Source organism: Rhizobium sp. WSM409, from assembly GCF_057653825.1.
Genome location: NZ_CM172794.1, coordinates 944988 through 962856 on the forward strand (window position 1 = coordinate 944988; position 17869 = coordinate 962856).

Consider the following 17869-nt stretch of genomic DNA (forward strand, 5'->3'; position numbering starts at 1 on the left):
CACGAAATCCCGTGCATGAGGCCGGGAAAGTGCTCACGCATAAAGCGGAGCGAAGGAGTGGATCATGTTGATTTTGATTGCCGGGCCCTATCGGTCCGGAACCGGCGACGACCCGGAAAAGATGGCCGCCAACCTGAAGCGGCTGGAGCAACCCTCGCACGCGCTGTTTCAGGCCGGCCATGTGCCGATGATCGGCGAATGGGTGGCCCTGCCGATCTGGCACGCCGCCGGCGGCCGGTCGGTCGGCGACACGCTCTACGAAGAGATCTTCCACCCGGTCGCGGGCCGGTTGCTGCAGCTCTGCGAGGGCGTGCTGCGCCTGCCTGGCGATTCCAAGGGAGCGGACAACGACGTCCGCATCGCCCGGGAACGCGGCATCCCGGTCTGGCACAGGCTGGAAGATGTGCCGGGCTGCGGCTGAGAGGAGTTTGGCCTCGTCAGACGTCAGAGCGTCGCGGCAGCGTGTATTTGCTCCTTGGTAGACAAGACAAGCTCGGGCGCAGGAGCTGCCCCTCACCCTAGCCCTCTCCCCGTAAAAACGGGGCGAGGGGATGTGCCTTGCGCGAGGCGAGTGGGGAATGGAGAGGTCGCGGCATATCCCCTTCGCCCCGCTTGCGGGGGTCCGAAGGACGGGTCGAGACCCGTGGCTCGACCCCGGTCGGTGGCGGCAGCCGGATGAGGGGCGAGGCACGGCACATCGGTCGTTGCCTCGCACCCACCTTGTTCTGATGAGTCCGGAGAGGAGAAGCAAAACCCAATCCCAGCAGTTCCGACCCGCGCACTGCTACGCTATAACCCTTGCCGAAAGGGAGTCGAGAACCATGCTGACACTGTATTACGCGCCCGGAACCTGCGCGCTCGCAAGCCTTATTGCCCTGGAAGAATCCGGCTTGGCCTTCGAAGTCAAGAAGATCAGCCTCCGCGACGGCGAGCAGCGCGCGCCGGGCTATCTGAAGATCAACCCGAAGGGCCGGGTGCCGGCACTGGTCACCGATTATGGCGTGCTGACGGAAACGCCGGCGATCCTTGCCTATATCGCCCAGAGCGCCCCGGCCGCCAAGCTCGCGCCGCTTGACGATCCTTTCGAATTTGCCAGGCTCCAGTCCTTCAACAGCTATATCTGCTCGACCGTGCATGTGAACCATGCCCATCGCCCGCGCGGCTCCCGCTGGGCCGACGAGCCGGCGGCAATCGAGGCGATGAAGGCGAAGGTGCCGCAAAACATGGCCGATTGTTTCACGCTGATCGAGCAGACGATGTTTGCAGGCCCATGGGTGATGGGGGAGGCCTATTCGCTCGCCGATCCCTACCTCTTCGTCATGACCGACTGGCTGCCGTCGGACGGGGTGGATCCCGCCCGCTTCGAAAAGGCAAGCGACCATCACGCCCGCATGCTGCAGCGTCCCGCCGTGCAGCGGGCGCTGGCCTACGATCGGGCCTGATCCTTAAATCCGGCGGCAAGCTTCTTCGGCGCCCTGAATAGCCAGGCGCCGATCAACCGCAGTCGCAATTCCTTGTCGCCGATCACGGCGGCGCGCACCGGCAGATGCGGCCAGCCGACATAATGATCGGTTTGAAAATAGACGTCAGGTGCCATCTCCAGCAGGTGATCCTTGTCGTCGAGCGAAATCGAGATCACGATCGTCTCTGCGTTCTTCACCGCGACAAAGCTCTTGCCGCCGACCTTCAGCGCCGGATTGCCGTAGGAGGTGCTCTCCTCGACATCAGGCAGGCCGGCTTCCGCCGCCAGCCGTTTTAGGCGTTGGAAGATCGCATCGACGTCTTCGGCCATTGCTTCGCCCTTTCGGTTAGGGCGAACCTACCATATCTTCACGCGCATTTCGCCAGCGTCGGCTTCGCCCCTTTGGGAAAGCCGGCCGGCATCCCGAGCGGCAGATCGGCGATTTCGCGCATCGACATGCGCTCGACCTCGGGATGCCGGAGCGGATCATCCTTCCAACTGGGGATGATTTCTGTGCTTCCCACGGGAAGGGCAGGTCTCGAGAAAAACTTCAGCAACGACATGGCAGGCCTCGCTTTCTTCAGTGGCGTAGAAGGATGATCGCAAAGGGGCTTTCGCCTGCTGAGCTATCCTATCCGCCTCACGCACTGCGTTTGAATGGATTGCCTATGCTTGCAATGTCGGCCTCCACAGGCAGATTTTCAATTGAGATTAATGCGGCCGCGCTATAGAAAAACTATATGAAGAACTTGAATATGGTCCATCTCAATGGCCTGCGGGCGCTGGAGGCCGTCGGTCGTCTCGGCTCGCTCCAGGCCGCGGCCGATGAGCTCGGCGTCTCGGTTGGCGCCGTCAGCCAGCAGGTGATCAAGGCTGAAGCCCAGCTCGGGCAGGTGATCTTCGAGCGCACCGCCAGGGGCATGATCGCCACCGAAGCCGGCCGGCCGGTGCTCCTGGCGCTCGACGAGGGTTTTGCCCGGCTTTCGGCAGCGGTGTCGATCGCCAGCCGCAAGGACGATACGATCCTGACGATCTCGGTGGCGCCGGTTTTCGCCGCCCGCTGGCTCGTCTACCGGCTCGATCGCTTCGCCGAGCGTCATCCCGACATCAAGCTGCGGCTGGATGCGACGACCAATCTCGTCAATCCGGCGCTTTGCGATGTCGATATCGGCATCCGCGTCGGCAACGGCAAATGGCCGGATGTGAAGGCCGAACTGCTGCTGGCACAGGAGGTCTTTCCCGTATGTTCCCCGGAGATGGCGGCGACATTGAAAGAGCCCGCCGATATCCTCCAACTGCCTGCCATCATCGATGGCCATGCCATGTTCACCTGGGAGGTCTGGATGCGCGAGGTCGGGCTATCAGGTGCTACGCTTTCGACCCGTCACGTCTTCAACGACGCCTCGCTCTGTCTCGATGCGGCGATTGCAGGCCAAGGCGTTATGCTCGCCTGGCAGACCCTTGCCGCCTTTGCGCTCGCCGAAGGCCGGCTCGCCGCCCCTTTCGGCATTCGCGCGCCGACCGGTTTCGGCCATTACTTCGTCACCGCTGAAGGCACGCGCGAGCCGAAGAAGGTCAAGGATTTCAAGGCCTGGATCCGCGAGGAAATGGCCGGCACGCTCAGGCTGTTCCAGTAATTTTCAAACCTCGGTCGGCTCTTTACCGCGCGTCGCCTGCATGGCCTTATAGGCCGGGCGGGACTGGCAGCGTTCGATCCAGGCCTTCACGTTGGGATGCGCTTCGAAAAGCGTCTCTTCGCTCTGGGCGTAGCGCAGTACCTCGGCGAGGTTGAGATCGGCGACGGTGAAGCGGTTGCCGGCGATCCATGGCCGGCCGGCAAGGTGGTTTTCGAGAACCGCCAGAGGCCTGCGCAGCGAGCGGCAGGCGACCGCGATCGTCTGCTTGCCCTCGTCGCTATTTTCGAGCCTGTTATCATATGTGAGCACGATCTTCACAGTAAGCGGCTCGACCTGCGAAGCCGCCCAGACCGTCCACATCGTCAGCAATCCGTCTTCTTCGACGGTTTGTCCGGAAAGAGGCCCGCCGTGTTTGCGCGCGAGGTAGAGGTTGATCGCCAGCGACTCGTGCATGACCAGGTCGCCGTCCCTGATGCTGGGGATTTGCGCCATCGGGTTGACGGCAATGAACTCCGGCGAATGCGTGTTGAGCGGCGCCTCCTGAGACAGCGGATCTGCCAGCCGCCGTGCCTGCAGCACCGGCACCGAACGGAATTCGACCCCAAGCTCCTCCGCCATCCAGTAGACACGTGAAGCGCGCGACCGATAGACCCCGTAGATTGTCAGCATGTCCATATCCCCTCGATGTGTCCGAGAGACCGTAAATGTCGGACCGGCGTGGGAAAAGTCCTTGTGGCTGATGGGATGATGAAAGCTTTTGATGCCCCCAGCAGTTCCGGTAACAAAGTGCGTAGTTGTGCAAACCGGGCGGCGGTTTTCACAGGACGGAGGAGAGCTGAGTGCCTGATAAGCACCTCCGTCCGGTGCTTCGGATCTCGGAAGCATGCCTTTGTAGGATCGAAGCTCCCTGGAGGGTGCGATGTTTCCCCACGCAGCCGCGATATCCTGGCACGCGGCTTCCAAGTTTCGCAGTTGACACTTGTGGTTCGTGGGGGCGTGACGAATTCTTGCCCGCTCGCGTGAAAAACGATCGATGCTTAGAGGCCGCGAACGGCTTCATCATGGAAGGCAGCGCAGACCGCGCCAGCGTCAACCGACAGCTTGGAAACCGTATTGATCCAGTCATGCGAGAGATCGAACGCATGAACGATCCCTCGTAAGCATGAGGAGGATCTGGGCGCAGATCTGTGGCGTTTCACGCCTCTATTATCTGAGTTTTTTTGCTCCGCGTCAGGCAATATGCTGGCATAATGTCAAATATGCTTGCAAATAACCACTTTGCATGCATTATGCCTGCATTCCAGATTATGCAGGCAAAGGGAACAACGATGACGGACGAACCAGAGGCAACAGGCAAGGCAAAAGGCGGGAAGGCAAGGATGGCAAGTATGACCAGAGAGGAGCGTTCTCTTCAGGCAAGGAAGGGCGCGGCGTCCCGGTGGTCTGGGGAAATAAAGCAGGCAACGCATGGGTCAGAGGACCATCCCCTGCGTATTGGCGATATCGAGCTTGCTTGCTATGTCCTTGATGACGGAAGGAGGGTACTGCAACAAACCGGCTTGATTGGTGCACTCAATATGTCCCACGGCGGCAGCTACAGCAAAGGCGGGGACCGTCTTGCCAAATTTGTAACACAAGGACGCCTAAAGCCATTTGTTTCCAATGAGTTGGTCGATCGGACCGCTGAGCCTATTCGCTTCAAAACAACGACCGGTAGCCTAGCATATGGGTACGAGGCAACGGTATTGGCCGACATTTGCGAAGCCGTACTTGCGGCGCGTGCGAGTGGCGTCCTGCAAAAGCAACAGGAGCATATAGCGCGTCAGGCCGAGATTTTGGTCCGGGGATTTGCTCGTATCGGCATCATAGCGCTTATTGACGAAGCGACTGGATACCAGCGCGATCGCGCCAAAGACGCGTTGGCGAAACTTTTGGAAGCGTGGGTAGCTAAGGAATTGCAGGGATGGGTTCAAACCTTCCCGCCTGAGTTTTACGAGAATATGTTTCGACTTCGGGGCCTTGAATATTCCACCGAGTCCGTTCGCAGACCGCAGTATTTCGGACATTTGACCAACGATATCGTCTATAAACGGCTGGAGTCCGGGGTTCTTAAGGAGCTAAAAAGGGTTACACCTCGCAACGAGCACGGTCGGCCAACCGCTAGGTACACTCAGAGCCTTACGAAAAATATTGGCTATCCAAAACTTAAGGAGCATTTGGGGGCCGTCGTTGCGTTTATGCGTATCAGCAAGTCGTGGGATGGGTTCATGAACCTACTCAATGAGCATTACCCACGTAAAGGCGACACTGCGATGCTCCCTATGGATTATTCTCAGGAAAAAGATGACGGCAAAGGCCTCTAGTTCTTGCTCCACCGTTTTCCAGCTGCTTTTTCGATCTCCGCGCGCTGTTCCGGCGTCATATTCTCGGCACGTTTCTTGCCGCCCTACGCGCCGAGAGCGTTCACGTTCTGGTCTTTGCCGTCGTCAATGTTCGCGTCGTCTTCATCGGTGGCGATGCGCTTGATTTTGACTGCATCGCCGATCACGTCGGCGGGCGCTTTTGTCCTTTAGGTCCGGTGGGGATTATATAACTCCGGGGAAATGATAGGTGTATGGATCGGATGACCCACCGCTGCCGTGCCGCTCAATCTCGCCTTTTGCGATCATCAATCGGCACGTGGAATTGACGCGCTGTTGATAACCATCCATCCCGAAAATTGCTTGTGCAAGTTCGGCCTCAGTAAGACCGGGCCGCTCGGCAATTCGCTCTTTGATGCGCTCTAGCACTGTCGCCACGATTTCCTCCTGTGCTTTCCGCTAATCATATAGGAAATGAAGCGGGACCCGATAGCCTGTCAATCGGCTCAAAATTCAAACTGAGACACTACCATTGTCAGGAGATACGGTTCCGCTCGACGGTCAGCTGCGCATAGGGCGAGCCGCCGCCCGCCATCTCGCCGGACACCTTCTTCTCCCATTGGAAGCCGAGAACCGCGCCTTCGGCGGTCTCCTGGAAGATGTTGTCGGTGATGACGGCGGTCCCGGCGCCGTCGGCGACCGATACGGCGCATCCCACAGGCGCCTTGCGCACCACATTGCCCGTCACAACGACGTTGCGCAGATACGGACCCCAGCCGATCTGCAGCCCCCAGCGCGGCGCGCCCTCGATCACATTGCCTGAAATCAGCGTATCGGCTTCGGCCGCGATGCCGATGCCGAAACCGACCTCGTGCTTGTAAGGCCCCTTCAGCGTCAGGTTGCGTACGACATTGCCGGTAACGCTCGCCAGCCGGCCGCCCTCGTCGAAATTGGCGATCGAAATGCCGTTTGCCGCCCCGTCGATCATGTTGGCGGAAACGACGGCGCCCTCGAAGGCGAATTCGACATAGATCGCCGTCTCGCCGGATCGCCGGCACTGGTTGCTGCTGATCTGGATGTCCGAGGCCGAATTGGCGCGGATCGCTGTAAACGCGCAGTCGGAGATCTGGTTATTCACAACCATCACGCCGTCGGCGCGGAAGATATTGATGCCGTTGCCGTTTTGCCCGGTGCCGCCGTCATTGGCACGGATGTTGAAGATGCGGTTGCCGGAGACGATAGTGCCGTCCTCCGCCTTTTTCCAGCGATGCACCAGGATGCCGCCATTGCCGCAATCCGAGACCGTGTTGCCGGTGACCGACAGGGCGCTGGAATCCACTGCATAAAGCCCGGATTGGGCAGCCCCCGAGATCCGGCTGCGCTCGATCCGCCCGCCGCAGCGCTCCAGTTGCAGCCCATGTTTGCGGCTGCCGCCGATCTCGCAATTGTCGATCAGCACCTCGTCGACGCCGGTGAATTGCAAAAGCCCGCCGGCATAGTCGCCAAGCCAGCGGTTGCCGCCGTCGATGACGAGATTGGAAAGCTCGATGCGCCGCACGTTCTCGGCCGAAAAGAGATGGCCATCGCCGGTATAGACGATCCGCGAGGCGCCGGGCACGCCAGTGATACGCGTATTGTCCGGCAAAGTGAGGTTGGAGACCCGGTATGTGCCGGGCGGCAGGAACACCGGCACGTTCGCGCGCGCCGCCTGTTTGATCATCTGCTCAAGGTTGCCGGTCGTGCGGTCGCCGCTTTCGGGAATGGCGCGATATTCCACTGCGTCGATCGCTCCGCGCAGATCGGGCTGAGTGGCTGCCGTCAGCGGCGAGGCAGGCGCGCGCGATGCTCCTCCCGCAACGGCTGACGCAGCGAGAAAGAAAAGCATGTCGCGGCGTGAAGGCATCCGGGGATCACTTGTCATAACGCGCACGTAGCAGGAAGCGTGCCAATCCCGCATGTATTCTTTTGGCGCAAGCTTGGCAAATACGGCGGAAATTGCAGCTGCGGCCGCGGCGAACGGCAGGATCTCGCCGCTTATATTGTCGTCTTGTTCACCCTTTCATTTAAGCAAGCCGAAGGAAATGAGGACTACTTTTAAGGGAATTTCTATTATGGCGGGTGTGGAATACGGCCTTCGGCCGCAGGGGGAATGGCGTCATGCGCGAATTGGGTGCCAGGCGATGGGAATCAACCGATGCCCAGACGGCCGAAACGCGACGCATCATCGCCGCGACGGAGGCAATGATGGCATCGACCGCCCACCACCTCTCCGAAGGTATCGAGAACCTGCGCCTCAAGGAAATCGTCCACGAACTTCCCGACTTTCTCTATGTCAAGGATCGTGACAGCCGCTTCGTCTTCGCCAATACAGTCACCGCCAGCAGCCTTGGCCTGGAGAGTGCTGCGCTGATGACCGGCAAGCGCGACTTCGACCTGTTCGATTTCGAGACGGCGCGCCACCATTTCGATATCGAGCAGCAGATCATGGCGACGGGCGAAGCCCGCATCGACATGGAGGAATCCTACGTTCTTCCCGGCAGCAGAAGACCGATATGCCGGCTGACTTCGAAGATACCGCTGCGCAATGATCGTGGCGAAATCGTCGGTCTGATCGGTGTTTCCCGTGATATCACCGAACGCAAGCGCCAGGAGGATCTGCATCGCGGCCAGGCGAGCCTGCTCGAAATGATCGCCCGCAACGAGCCGTTGCCGATGATCCTCGAGGCGCTCGTGCTGATGATCGAGGCGCAGCTCGATGGGATTGACGGATCGGTGCTGCTGCTCGACAGCGAGGGCACCAGGCTCTATCACGGCGCGTCTCCCAATCTGCCCGGCGGCTACAGCCGGCTCATCGACGGCGTTACGATCGGTCCCAAGGTCGGCTCCTGCGGCACCGCCGCCTGGCGCGGTCAGACCGTGATCGTCGACGACGTGATGAGTGATCCGCTCTGGGAGGATTTTCGCGCCCTGATCGCCCCGTTCGGCTTCCGCTCCTGCTGGTCGACGCCGATCGCCACCTCACAGAACAACGTGCTCGGCACTTTCGCGCTCTATTCCAGGGAAATCCGCCGTCCCACCGACCACGAGATGACGCTGGTGGCGCTCGCCACCCATATCGCCGGCATCGCCATCGAGCGCAAGCGTGTCGACGACCGCATTCATTTCATGGCCCATCATGACGATCTGACGGGCCTGCCGAACCGCGCCTTCCTCAAGGAACGGCTGGCGAGCATCCTCGACCAGGCCCGGCGCAACAACCGCAAGGTGACCGTCGCCTATATCGATCTCGACAATTTCAAGGACATCAATGACGGCCGCGGCCACGCTGCCGGCGACGAGGTGCTGAAGGAGATCGCCACCCGCATGGCCAATAGCGTCAGGGCGTCTGATATGGTGGTGCGTCTCGGCGGCGACGAATTCCTCGTCGTGCTCGTCCACCAGTCGAGCCATGATGCCGGCATCACGCGCCGCCTTCGCGAGCTGCAGAAGGCAATCAACCGGCCGATCCGCGGCGCGGACGGCGAAATCACCGTCACCTCGAGCATCGGCGTTGCCGCCTTCCCCTTCGATGGCGCGACCTCGGAAGAGCTTCTCGCCAATGCCGACCGCGCCATGTACCGCGCCAAGGAACTCGGCCGCAACACATTGCAACATCACGAAGGCGGCAGCACGCCGGTCGGAATGCCGCTCGGCGAGCACGAAGAATTGCATCAGGCGATCACCGGCGACCAGCTGTTCCTCCAATACCAGCCGCAGGTTGATGTCGCCACCGGCCGCATCACCGGCCTCGAGGCGCTGGTGCGCTGGAACCATCCGGCAAAGGGCAGGGTGCCGCCGGTCAATTTCATTCCGCTCGCCGAAGAGACCGGCCTGATCGTTCCCCTCGGTCTCTGGGTGTTGAACGAGGCCTGCCGCCAGGCGCGTCTTTGGCAAGACATGGGCCTGGCGCCGCTGACGATTGCCGTCAATGTCTCGGCCAAGCAGTTCGCCGATCCTGACTTCGCAACCCACGTCGCCGAGGCGCTCGAGCGCCACCGCCTGCAGTCCCGCTGGCTGGAGCTGGAAGTCACCGAAAGCGTGGTGATGCAAAATGCCGAACGCGCGCTTGCCATGATGGAAACGCTGCGGGGGCTGGGCGTCCGCCTGTCGATCGACGATTTCGGCTCCGGCTATTCCAGCCTGGCGGCGCTGAAGACCTTCCCCTTCGACCGCCTGAAGATGGACCGTTCGCTGGTCGAGGCCCTGCCGGGCGACAAGACCGCCGTCGCCATCGCCTCGGCGGTCATTTCGCTGGCGCAGACGCTGAAGCTCTCGGTTCTCGCCGAAGGCGTCGAAACCGACGCCCAGATGGATTTCCTGCGCCAGGCCCACTGCGAGGAGGCGCAAGGCTTCCGCTTCTCCAAGCCGGTCTCCCCGGAGGAGATCCCGGCATTGCTGCGGGCGCGTAGTCTTTAGTGCATGTCGCCCAAAAGTGTGCAGCGGTTTTGGGAGAACGACATGCACAAAAGGAAACATTGAAAGACGTCGCATCGATCAGGTCGATGTGAGGTCTTTCAAACCTTATTTCATAAGTTTGCCAATCGCTTCGATCTCGTTCGTCCATATGCCCGCCGCATAGTTCGGCGGCAGCCGCGCCAGTTGCGCGGGGTCGTCGATGCCGGTGGAAAAATCATTGCCGCGATAGGGGCCGAGCACGAAGACGTCGGTCCCGGCATCCTGCATCCGGTTGAGAAAACGATCCGGCCAGCCCCAGAGCCACGGCGCGATATTGATCGGCACCAGCATCATCGCATGTTTGCATTCGTCCGGCAGCAGGCCGGTCCAGCCATAGCCGATATAGCCGGTGAGGCAGCGCTTCAGGCTCTTGCGCGAGGCAGTCTTGATATCGGGTGCCATCCGGCGCACGACGTCGATCGGCTCGTCGCCGCCATAGACGAGGATCTCCGCCCGTCGTGCGGGGGAAAGCCCGTTGAGCACGGCGGCGAGCTTTTCGCCCTCGGAAGGATCGCGGCTCTTGACGTTGATGAGGAAGCGCCGATCCGGAAAGGTCGACAGCACCTCGGCAAGCGTCGGCATCATCCCGATGCCCCGGCCGCGAAAGGGAAAGGTCTTGCCGCCATCGGCGGTATAGCCATAGCCGATGTCGAGCCTCTTCATGTCAGCCATCGAATGCTCGCGGGTGACGCCATGCCCGTCGGTGCGGCAGTCGAGCGTCCAGTCGTGAAAAATCGCAAACTGCCCGTCCGTCGTCGGATGTATGTCGATCTCGACGATATCGGCGCCCGCCGCAAAGCCTGCCTGCATCGACGGAATGGTGTTTTCCAGATAATCGTGATTCGGCGGCAGCATGCGGCTCGCCGTACAGGTGTCGTTCTTGAGATCGGTTTCGTCGAACCGTTGGGCGATGCCGCGATGGGCGAGCAGCACCGGCTTTCCCGGCCGATGTTCGGCGAGCCGGCTGGTATTGTTGAGGTAGACGCCCGCCGCGGCGATCGCGATTGCCGCCGCACAAAAGAAAAACTTCCTGCCCAATGCCGATCCCCCTGGTTGCATCGCAAGGGCTAGAAAACGATTCTGGTTGTTCTTGGGCTGTTTTCCGGCTTTTCTATGCTGCGGCAACAATGAGTCTGATCACTATGGAAGTTGACGACGACGAACTCATCCATTTCGAAGCGCATGGCGCCGCGCCGTTGCCGCCGGCGGCAGTCGACGGTCATGTCGCGCATGACGGCGCCCGTATCTGGTATGCGAGCTATGGCGCCGGCCCGCCCGTCATTCTGCTGCATGGCGGCCTCGGCCACAGCGGCAACTGGGGCTATCAGGTCCCGGCACTGTTACGCCGTGGCCGCCGCGTCGTGCTTGTCGACAGCCGCGGCCATGGAAGAAGCACCCGAGATTCCCGTCCCTATAGCTATGAGTTGATGGCTGCCGATGTGCTTGCCGTCATGGACGAACTGCATCTCGACAAGGCGGCCATTATCGGCTGGAGCGACGGCGCCTGCATCGCTTTGATCCTCGCCATGACGGCGCCGTCGCGGGTCGAGGGCGTCTTCTTCTTCGCCTGCAACATGGATCCGAGCGGCACGCGGGAATTCGTCCCGACCCCGGTCATCGACCGATGCTTCGGCCGGCACGCCAAGGACTATGGCGCATTGTCCACCACGCCGGATGATTTCAACCCATTCGTCGAGGCGGTCAGCCTGATGATGCGAACGGAGCCGAATTATCAGGCTTCCGACTTGGGCCTGATCCGCGTGCCTGTCGCAATCGTGCTTGGCGAGCACGACGAATTCATCAAGCCCGACCATGCCGAATATCTTGCCCGCAGCATTCCGAACGCTGAGATGATCTATCTGACAGGCGTCAGCCATTTCGCGCCGCTGCAGCGACCGGGTGAGTTTAATGTCGCTGTGGTCAACTTCCTGGATGACATCGGCACACGAAAAAATGAAGACTTGCGGCGTTGAGCCGCGGCAGGGCAATTTCCTAAGAATTCGGTAACTTTTTCGGAACGGCAAACGTAGGGTCCTGTGGGAAGGATTCGTTTTGTCGTTCGCTCACGGAAACCTTCGAGCCGCCGCCCGCTCATGTGATTTCCTATGCATGGGTAGGTTGCGCGGCCGATGGCGTGTGCTCGATCCGCGGCTCCCCCGCATGTCTTGAGAAGGCCCAGGGAGCAGGAATGATCAGTATCGATATTGAAGAGCGAGTTTCGATCGCGCAAAAATCGCTGAGCGACGCTATGAGTTTTCAGGCCTCGGGCGATTTCGAAAGCGCCGAGAAAGCCTATGTCCGAGTCCTCCACAAGGACTATCGCACGATAGATATCCTACCGCTGCTGGCGAGTGTCGTCGCAAAGAGAGGTGATGCAGAAACCGCTCTCTACTACTGGAACAAGCTGCTCGGTCTCAATCCCGGCCATCTCGTCGCCCTGATGGAAAAAGGTGCGCTGCTGCGTCAGCTCGGCCGGTCGGCGGAAGCGGTCGGCTGCTATGAGATGGCACGTGGCCTGTCACCCGAAAATCCTCTCGTGCGGAACAACCTCGCTGTCGCATTGGCCGATTCCGGCCGGCAGCCGGAGGCGCTGGCCGAATTCCGTCATGTTCTGCGGTTGCAGCCGGACAATATCAATGCCTGGCATCAGATAAGACGGATCTCCTCGTTGATCGTGCCCTTCTGGCACATCGCCATGATGAACGACACTCGACGCAACGATGCTTTTGAAGCGGCAATCCGCCTTGCCATAGAGCTGCGCGGAGCGGATGCGCAGATCCTCGATATCGGCGCGGGCAGCGGTCTGCTGTCGATGATGGCGGCGCGCGCTGGCGCCACCAATATCGCGACCTGTGAGAGTGTGCCGGCCATAGCGCAGACGGCGGAGAGGATCATCGCCGCCAATGGTTATCGCGAACAGATCGACATCTTCGAAAAGTCCTCGACCGAACTTTCTGTCGGCAGAGAGATGAAAGCCCGCGCGGACATCCTGATTTCCGAGATTCTTTCGAGCGATCTCCTTGCCGAAGGCGTGCTGAAAACCTTCGAGGACGCCCACGCCCGCCTGGTCCGCGAGGACGCGATCGTCATTCCACGCGCCGCCTCCGCCATCGGCTGCCTGGTTGCCAGCGAAACGCTCTCCAACTATGCCCATGTCGGCGAGGTCTCCGGCTTCGACATGTCGCAGTTCAATGCGCTCGCCCCTTTGCGCCTACCCGTTCACGGCACGATGACCGAGTGGACCAGGCTTTCGGACGATTTCGAGATCGCTGCCGTGGATCTCACCGCCCGCAAACATTCTGCAGCGCTGCGTAAGATATCGGTGCCGGTGCAGGCAAACGGCTCCGCCGTCGGGGTCGTCCAGTGGATGAAGGTCGATCTGATCGAGGGTGTGGTTTTCGATAACCACCCCGACGGCTATCATGATGGAGGTTGGCTCCAGGTTCTTCACACTTTCCCACAGCCGGTCGACGTCCATGCAGGTACCTCACTGGACATGCTGGTTGGCCACGACGGAACGAGCCTGCTGATGACGCCTATCGCCTGAGCAACGGCCTTCTGTCGCAGACACGGAAGGTCAGCATGGCCGTCTTGAGGAAAGGCGGCCATGCTCGTTACTGTCCGAGTGTTTTCGACCAACGTCACGACGAAGACGAGCTTGCGCAGTGGTCGATTCCAGTGCATTCGCCAGTCCCTTCGTCCCGCCCTCTGGCCTCGCGCCCATTTCCCGCTATCTCTCGTTTCATGAGACCTGATGCGCTGCTTTATCCCGCCCCGGAGGGGCTCTATTGCCCGGAAGGCGGCTTTTATGTCGATCCGGTGCGGCCCGTCGAGCAGGCGCTCGTCACTCATGGCCATTCGGATCATGCCCGCCCGGGCCATGTGAACGTGCTTGCCACCCGCCAGACGCTCGACATCATGCGCTTGCGTTACGGCGACGGTTTCTGCGCCAGCGAACAGGCTGCCGCCTTCGGCGAGGAGCTGCTGGTCAACGGCGTCAAGGTGAGCTTTTATCCGGCCGGCCATGTGCTCGGCTCCGCCCAGATCGCCATCGAGAAGAACGGCACCCGGATCGTCGTTTCCGGCGACTACAAGCGCCGCCCCGACCCGACCTGCGCCGCCTATGTGCCGGTTCCCTGCGATGTCTTCATCACCGAGGCGACCTTCGGCCTGCCGGTCTTCCATCATCCCGATCCGATGGAGGAGATCGGAAAGCTCTTGGCATCGCTGCGGCAATTTCCCGAGCGCACCCATCTGGTCGGCGCCTATGCGCTCGGCAAGGCTCAGCGCGTCATCCGGCTGCTGCGCGATGCCGGCTATGCCGAACCGATCTATATCCATGGCGCCATGGAAAAACTCTGCGACTATTACATCGAGCAGGGCATCGATCTCGGCGAGCTGCTGCCGGCGACGATCGAAAGCCGCGACAAGTCCGCCTTCAAGGGAGCGGTCGTCATCGGCCCGTCATCGGCCTTCGCCGACCGCTGGGCCCGGCGCTTCAACGAGCCGCTGCCGGCCTTCGCCTCCGGCTGGATGATGGTGCGCCAGCGCGCCAAACAGCTCGGCGTCGAACTGCCGCTCGTCATCTCCGATCATTGCGACTGGCCGGAACTGACCGAAACGATCCGGGAACTGCATCCGGCCGAGGTCTGGGTGACGCATGGCCGCGAGGAAGCCCTGGTGCGCTGGTGCCAATTGCAGGGCATCAAGGCGAAGCCGCTGCATCTGGTCGGTTATGAGGATGAGGGGGATTGAGCGTGGAGCTTGTCGCTGAAAACCCCGCCCCAACCCCTCCCCACAAGGGGGAGGGGCTAAGCCGTTGCACCGCCTCGCAAACCAACAAGCCGGCCGCATGCTCTGCGCTGGACAATGAATGCGGCGAGGGCCGCGCGTTAAGCCCCGCCCCCTTGTGGGGAGGGGTTGGGGAGGGGGCTTCTTTTCAAGTCAGGAGGAGGCGCCCATGAAAGCCTTCGCCGACCTCCTCGACCGCCTGGTGCTGACCCCCAGCCGCAACGGCAAGCTGAAGCTGCTGACCGACTATTTCCGCGACACGCCGGATCCGGACCGCGGCTACGGCCTTGCCGCCATCGCCGGCACGCTGGAGGTGCGCAACGTCAAGCCCGCCATGCTGCGCGAGCTGGTGCTGGAGCGCATGGACGAGGTGCTGTTTCGCTATTCCTACGACTATGTCGGCGATCTTGCCGAAACCATCTCGCTCGTCTGGGACAATGAGAGGGATATCGACCGCTCGGCCCTTGCTCAGCCGCGTCTCGGCGAGGTCGTCACCGGCATGAATGCGCTCGGCCGCACTGAAGTGCGCAGCTACGTTCGCGATCTTCTCGACCGGCTGGATTCGTCCGGCCGTTTCGCTTTCATCAAGCTTGCCACCGGCGCCATGCGCATCGGCGTTTCCGCCCGCCTTGCCAAGCAGGCGCTGGCCGATCTCGGCGATAAGGACGTCACCGAGATCGAAACCCTCTGGCATGGCCTGCAGCCGCCCTATGAGACGCTGTTCGAATGGCTGGCGGATGGCGGCGAAAAACCGGTGCTGGCCACACCGGCGATCTTTCACTCCGTCATGCTCGCCAATGCGGTGGAGGAGGGGGATCTGACCAGTCTCGATCCGGTGAACTACGCCGCCGAATGGAAGTGGGACGGTATCCGCGTCCAGCTCTCCCGCTCCGGCGACAGGCGCAAGATCTATTCCCGCTCCGGCGACGACATATCAGGCGCCTTTCCCGATATTCTCGACGCGATCAATTTTTCCGGCGTCGTCGACGGCGAGCTGCTGGTCGGCGGCACCGCGCGCTCCAACAGCCCGACCCGCACCTTCTCCGACCTGCAGCAGCGCCTGAACCGCAAGACGGTGACGGCAAAGATGCTTGGCGATTACCCCGCTTTCATCCGCACCTATGACCTGCTCTTCGATGGCGACGACGATGTCCGCGGCCGCACCTATGTCGATCGCCGCGATCGGCTGACCGAGATCATCGACCGCGCCCCTCATGACCGTTTCGATCTCTCGCCGCTCGTGCCGTTCTCGTCGTGGGAAGAGCTCGATACTCTGCGCGCCGCGCCGCCCGATCCGGTCATCGAAGGCGTGATGATCAAGCGCCGCGACAGTATCTACCAGGCCGGCCGCATGAAGGGCCCCTGGTTCAAGTGGAAGCGCAACCCCTACAACGTCGATGCGGTGCTGATGTATGCCCAGCGCGGCCACGGCAAGCGCTCCAGCTACTATTCCGATTTCACCTTCGGCGTCTGGGCAGATGACGAGGACGGCGAACAGCTGGTGCCCGTCGGCAAGGCCTATTTCGGCTTCACCGATGCCGAGCTCGAGGTGCTCGACAAATTCGTGCGCAACAATACCACCGAGCGTTTCGGCCCGGTGCGCGCCGTGCGCGCCGACAAGGATTTCGGCTTCGTCGTCGAAGTGGCCTTCGAAGGCATCAACCGCTCGACCCGGCACAAATCGGGGGTCGCCATGCGCTTCCCCCGCATCGCCCGCCTTCGCCCCGACAAGCCCTCCTACGAGGCCGACCGGCTGCGCACGCTGATCGCCATGATCGAGGCCAAGCCGGCGTGAAGTTGCAAGCCCTGCGCAAAATGACGCAGGGCAATATTTTCAACAGCATGTGTATTGGCGGCAACGATCTTCCGGTGCAGATTCTGCGTGCCGGGGAAATGATGGATGCTGCGTTATGAGCTCGCGTGAACGAAATTCCCTTTTCCTCCAGCGCCGTGCCGTGCTGGCGGGTCTCGCCGGTGCACTTATCCTGCCGCGCATGGCGGCCGCGTTCGATGTCCCGGACGAGCCGCGCCTTGCCAAGCACGACTATGCCAAGGTCCGCCACCATTTCCGCACCAAGCTTTTGCAGAAGGGCCCGGCGCCCGACAAATACGAATCGCTGAATGCGCCTGCCGATGCCGACAAGATCTTCTACCGCTCCGGTTACGGCGAGCTGGAGCTGGCGGCCTGGGTCTCGAAATACAAGCGCGAGCGCGCCGCCAGGCCGGCCGTGCTCTTCCTGCACGGCGGCAATGCCATGGGCATCGGCCACTGGCAGCTGATGAAGCCCTATATGGATGCCGGTTACGTGGTGATGATGCCGTCGCTGCGCGGCGAAAACGGCCAGATGGGCAATTTCTCCGGCTTCTACGATGAGGTCGACGATGTGCTCGCCGCCACCGAACGCCTTGTGCATCTGCCAGGCGTCGATCCCGAGCGCCTCTTCATCGCCGGCCACAGCATCGGCGGCACGCTGACCATGCTGACGGCGATGACCACCCACAAATTCCGTGCCGCTGCGCCGATTTCAGGCAACCCCGATGCCTTCCGCTTCTTCAACCGCTATCCGCAGGACATCCGTTTCGACGATAGCAATACGCATGAATTCGAGGTGCGTTCGGCCCTGTGTTACGCCCACAGCTTCAAATGCCCGGTCCGTGTCGTCCACGGCACCGAGGAGCCGCATTTCAACGACCGTGCCGATCTGCTGGCCCGCCGCGCCCGCGCCGCCGGCGTCCATATCGAGACCGAAACCATCGCCGGCAATCACACCTCGGCGCTGCCGGCCGAGATCGAACAGAGCATCCGCTTCTTCCACGGGGTGGCGGCCTGAATTCCAGCCGCTTCAAATTGAGGGCTATTGGCCCTATATTGTGGGAATGACGACGAACGCAGAGAGCATGCCAGAAAGCATGATTGTGCCGAACGACTTCCCCGAGCTGAAATCGCTCGCCTGGAATCGCGATCCCGCGCGCGCCATGCCTGCCAACGAGGCCTTCGCGCTTTATGAACGCAACTGGCGTTTCGTCGATACCGGCAGGCTGACCGAGCGGGAGGCGCAACTGATCCGCGAGCTGGCCGCCACCCATGGCAACGGCGTCCTGCTCGTTTCCTGATTTTCCGTTTC

At 61.4% G+C, this 17869-nt stretch carries 18 protein-coding genes; 12 read left to right on the plus strand and 6 right to left on the minus strand.

The window, feature by feature from the left end:
- The first annotated feature begins 64 nt into the window (after window positions 1-64).
- The gene (locus AC25BC_RS04750) at window positions 65-421 is read left to right on the plus strand and encodes a DUF4406 domain-containing protein (RefSeq protein WP_128440253.1); all 357 of its coding nucleotides are present in this window, start codon (window positions 65-67) and stop codon (window positions 419-421) included.
- A gap of 400 nt (window positions 422-821) precedes the next feature.
- Window positions 822-1442, plus strand: coding sequence for a glutathione S-transferase family protein (locus AC25BC_RS04755; protein WP_128440255.1), 621 nt, complete (start codon window positions 822-824; stop codon window positions 1440-1442).
- On the opposite strand, the gene AC25BC_RS04760 is transcribed toward AC25BC_RS04755, so the two are convergent.
- Together AC25BC_RS04760 and AC25BC_RS04765 are read right to left on the minus strand one after the other, a co-directional pair.
- Window positions 1427-1792, minus strand: a complete 366-nt coding sequence (locus tag AC25BC_RS04760; protein WP_128440256.1) for an MmcQ/YjbR family DNA-binding protein — start codon at window positions 1790-1792, stop codon at window positions 1427-1429. The genes AC25BC_RS04755 and AC25BC_RS04760 overlap by 16 nt on opposite strands.
- Before the next feature lie 38 nt (window positions 1793-1830).
- Window positions 1831-2025 (minus strand): hypothetical protein, encoded by a 195-nt coding sequence (locus AC25BC_RS04765; protein ID WP_128440257.1) that lies wholly within the window; start codon window positions 2023-2025, stop codon window positions 1831-1833.
- 177 nt (window positions 2026-2202) lie between these two features.
- Between AC25BC_RS04765 and AC25BC_RS04770 the strand changes: the two genes are divergently transcribed.
- Window positions 2203-3099 carry a LysR substrate-binding domain-containing protein gene (locus tag AC25BC_RS04770; RefSeq protein ID WP_128440258.1) on the plus strand — a complete coding sequence of 299 codons (897 nt, stop codon included), beginning with the start codon at window positions 2203-2205 and terminating at the stop codon, window positions 3097-3099.
- Window positions 3100-3102: 3 nt separating this feature from the next.
- On the opposite strand, the gene AC25BC_RS04775 is transcribed toward AC25BC_RS04770, so the two are convergent.
- The gene (locus AC25BC_RS04775) at window positions 3103-3768 is read right to left on the minus strand and encodes a glutathione S-transferase family protein (protein ID WP_128440259.1); all 666 of its coding nucleotides are present in this window, start codon (window positions 3766-3768) and stop codon (window positions 3103-3105) included.
- Between the two features lie 581 nt (window positions 3769-4349).
- Here AC25BC_RS04775 and AC25BC_RS04780 point away from each other — a divergent pair.
- Window positions 4350-5462, plus strand: coding sequence for a P63C domain-containing protein (locus AC25BC_RS04780; RefSeq protein WP_206642412.1), 1113 nt, complete (start codon window positions 4350-4352; stop codon window positions 5460-5462).
- A gap of 222 nt (window positions 5463-5684) precedes the next feature.
- On the opposite strand, the gene AC25BC_RS04785 is transcribed toward AC25BC_RS04780, so the two are convergent.
- Window positions 5685-5897: a helix-turn-helix domain-containing protein gene (locus AC25BC_RS04785; RefSeq protein ID WP_128440260.1), complete on the minus strand. Its 213-nt coding sequence runs from the start codon at window positions 5895-5897 to the stop codon at window positions 5685-5687.
- Between the two features lie 97 nt (window positions 5898-5994).
- Window positions 5995-7362, minus strand: coding sequence for a TIGR03808 family TAT-translocated repetitive protein (locus AC25BC_RS04790; protein ID WP_128440261.1), 1368 nt, complete (start codon window positions 7360-7362; stop codon window positions 5995-5997).
- A 254-nt stretch (window positions 7363-7616) separates the two neighbouring features.
- Between AC25BC_RS04790 and AC25BC_RS04795 the strand changes: the two genes are divergently transcribed.
- The gene (locus AC25BC_RS04795; protein WP_128440262.1) at window positions 7617-9914 is read left to right on the plus strand and encodes a sensor domain-containing protein; all 2298 of its coding nucleotides are present in this window, start codon (window positions 7617-7619) and stop codon (window positions 9912-9914) included.
- A 105-nt stretch (window positions 9915-10019) separates the two neighbouring features.
- Here AC25BC_RS04795 and AC25BC_RS04800 read toward each other — a convergent pair whose 3' ends face one another.
- Window positions 10020-10991: a glycerophosphodiester phosphodiesterase family protein gene (locus AC25BC_RS04800; RefSeq protein ID WP_128440263.1), complete on the minus strand. Its 972-nt coding sequence runs from the start codon at window positions 10989-10991 to the stop codon at window positions 10020-10022.
- Between the two features lie 104 nt (window positions 10992-11095).
- Between AC25BC_RS04800 and AC25BC_RS04805 the strand changes: the two genes are divergently transcribed.
- The 7 genes from AC25BC_RS04805 to AC25BC_RS04835 all read left to right on the plus strand — a co-directional run bounded on the left by AC25BC_RS04805 (window position 11096) and on the right by AC25BC_RS04835 (window position 17858).
- Window positions 11096-11926, plus strand: a complete 831-nt coding sequence (locus tag AC25BC_RS04805; protein ID WP_017993360.1) for an alpha/beta fold hydrolase — start codon at window positions 11096-11098, stop codon at window positions 11924-11926.
- Between the two features lie 215 nt (window positions 11927-12141).
- Window positions 12142-13500: a tetratricopeptide repeat protein gene (locus AC25BC_RS04810; RefSeq protein WP_128407452.1), complete on the plus strand. Its 1359-nt coding sequence runs from the start codon at window positions 12142-12144 to the stop codon at window positions 13498-13500.
- 197 nt (window positions 13501-13697) lie between these two features.
- Entirely contained in the window at window positions 13698-14708 is a 1011-nt protein-coding gene (locus AC25BC_RS04815) for a ligase-associated DNA damage response exonuclease (protein WP_128440264.1), read from the plus strand.
- 205 nt (window positions 14709-14913) lie between these two features.
- Entirely contained in the window at window positions 14914-16539 is a 1626-nt protein-coding gene (locus AC25BC_RS04820; RefSeq protein ID WP_128440265.1) for a cisplatin damage response ATP-dependent DNA ligase, read from the plus strand.
- Window positions 16536-16658 (plus strand): hypothetical protein, encoded by a 123-nt coding sequence (locus AC25BC_RS04825; protein WP_281024032.1) that lies wholly within the window; start codon window positions 16536-16538, stop codon window positions 16656-16658. The genes AC25BC_RS04820 and AC25BC_RS04825 overlap by 4 nt, the downstream gene beginning before the upstream one ends.
- Window positions 16655-17575: an alpha/beta hydrolase family protein gene (locus AC25BC_RS04830; RefSeq protein WP_128440266.1), complete on the plus strand. Its 921-nt coding sequence runs from the start codon at window positions 16655-16657 to the stop codon at window positions 17573-17575. Before AC25BC_RS04825 ends, AC25BC_RS04830 begins: the two co-directional genes overlap by 4 nt.
- 46 nt (window positions 17576-17621) lie before the next feature.
- The gene (locus tag AC25BC_RS04835) at window positions 17622-17858 is read left to right on the plus strand and encodes a hypothetical protein (RefSeq protein WP_128407449.1); all 237 of its coding nucleotides are present in this window, start codon (window positions 17622-17624) and stop codon (window positions 17856-17858) included.
- Window positions 17859-17869 lie beyond the last annotated feature (11 nt).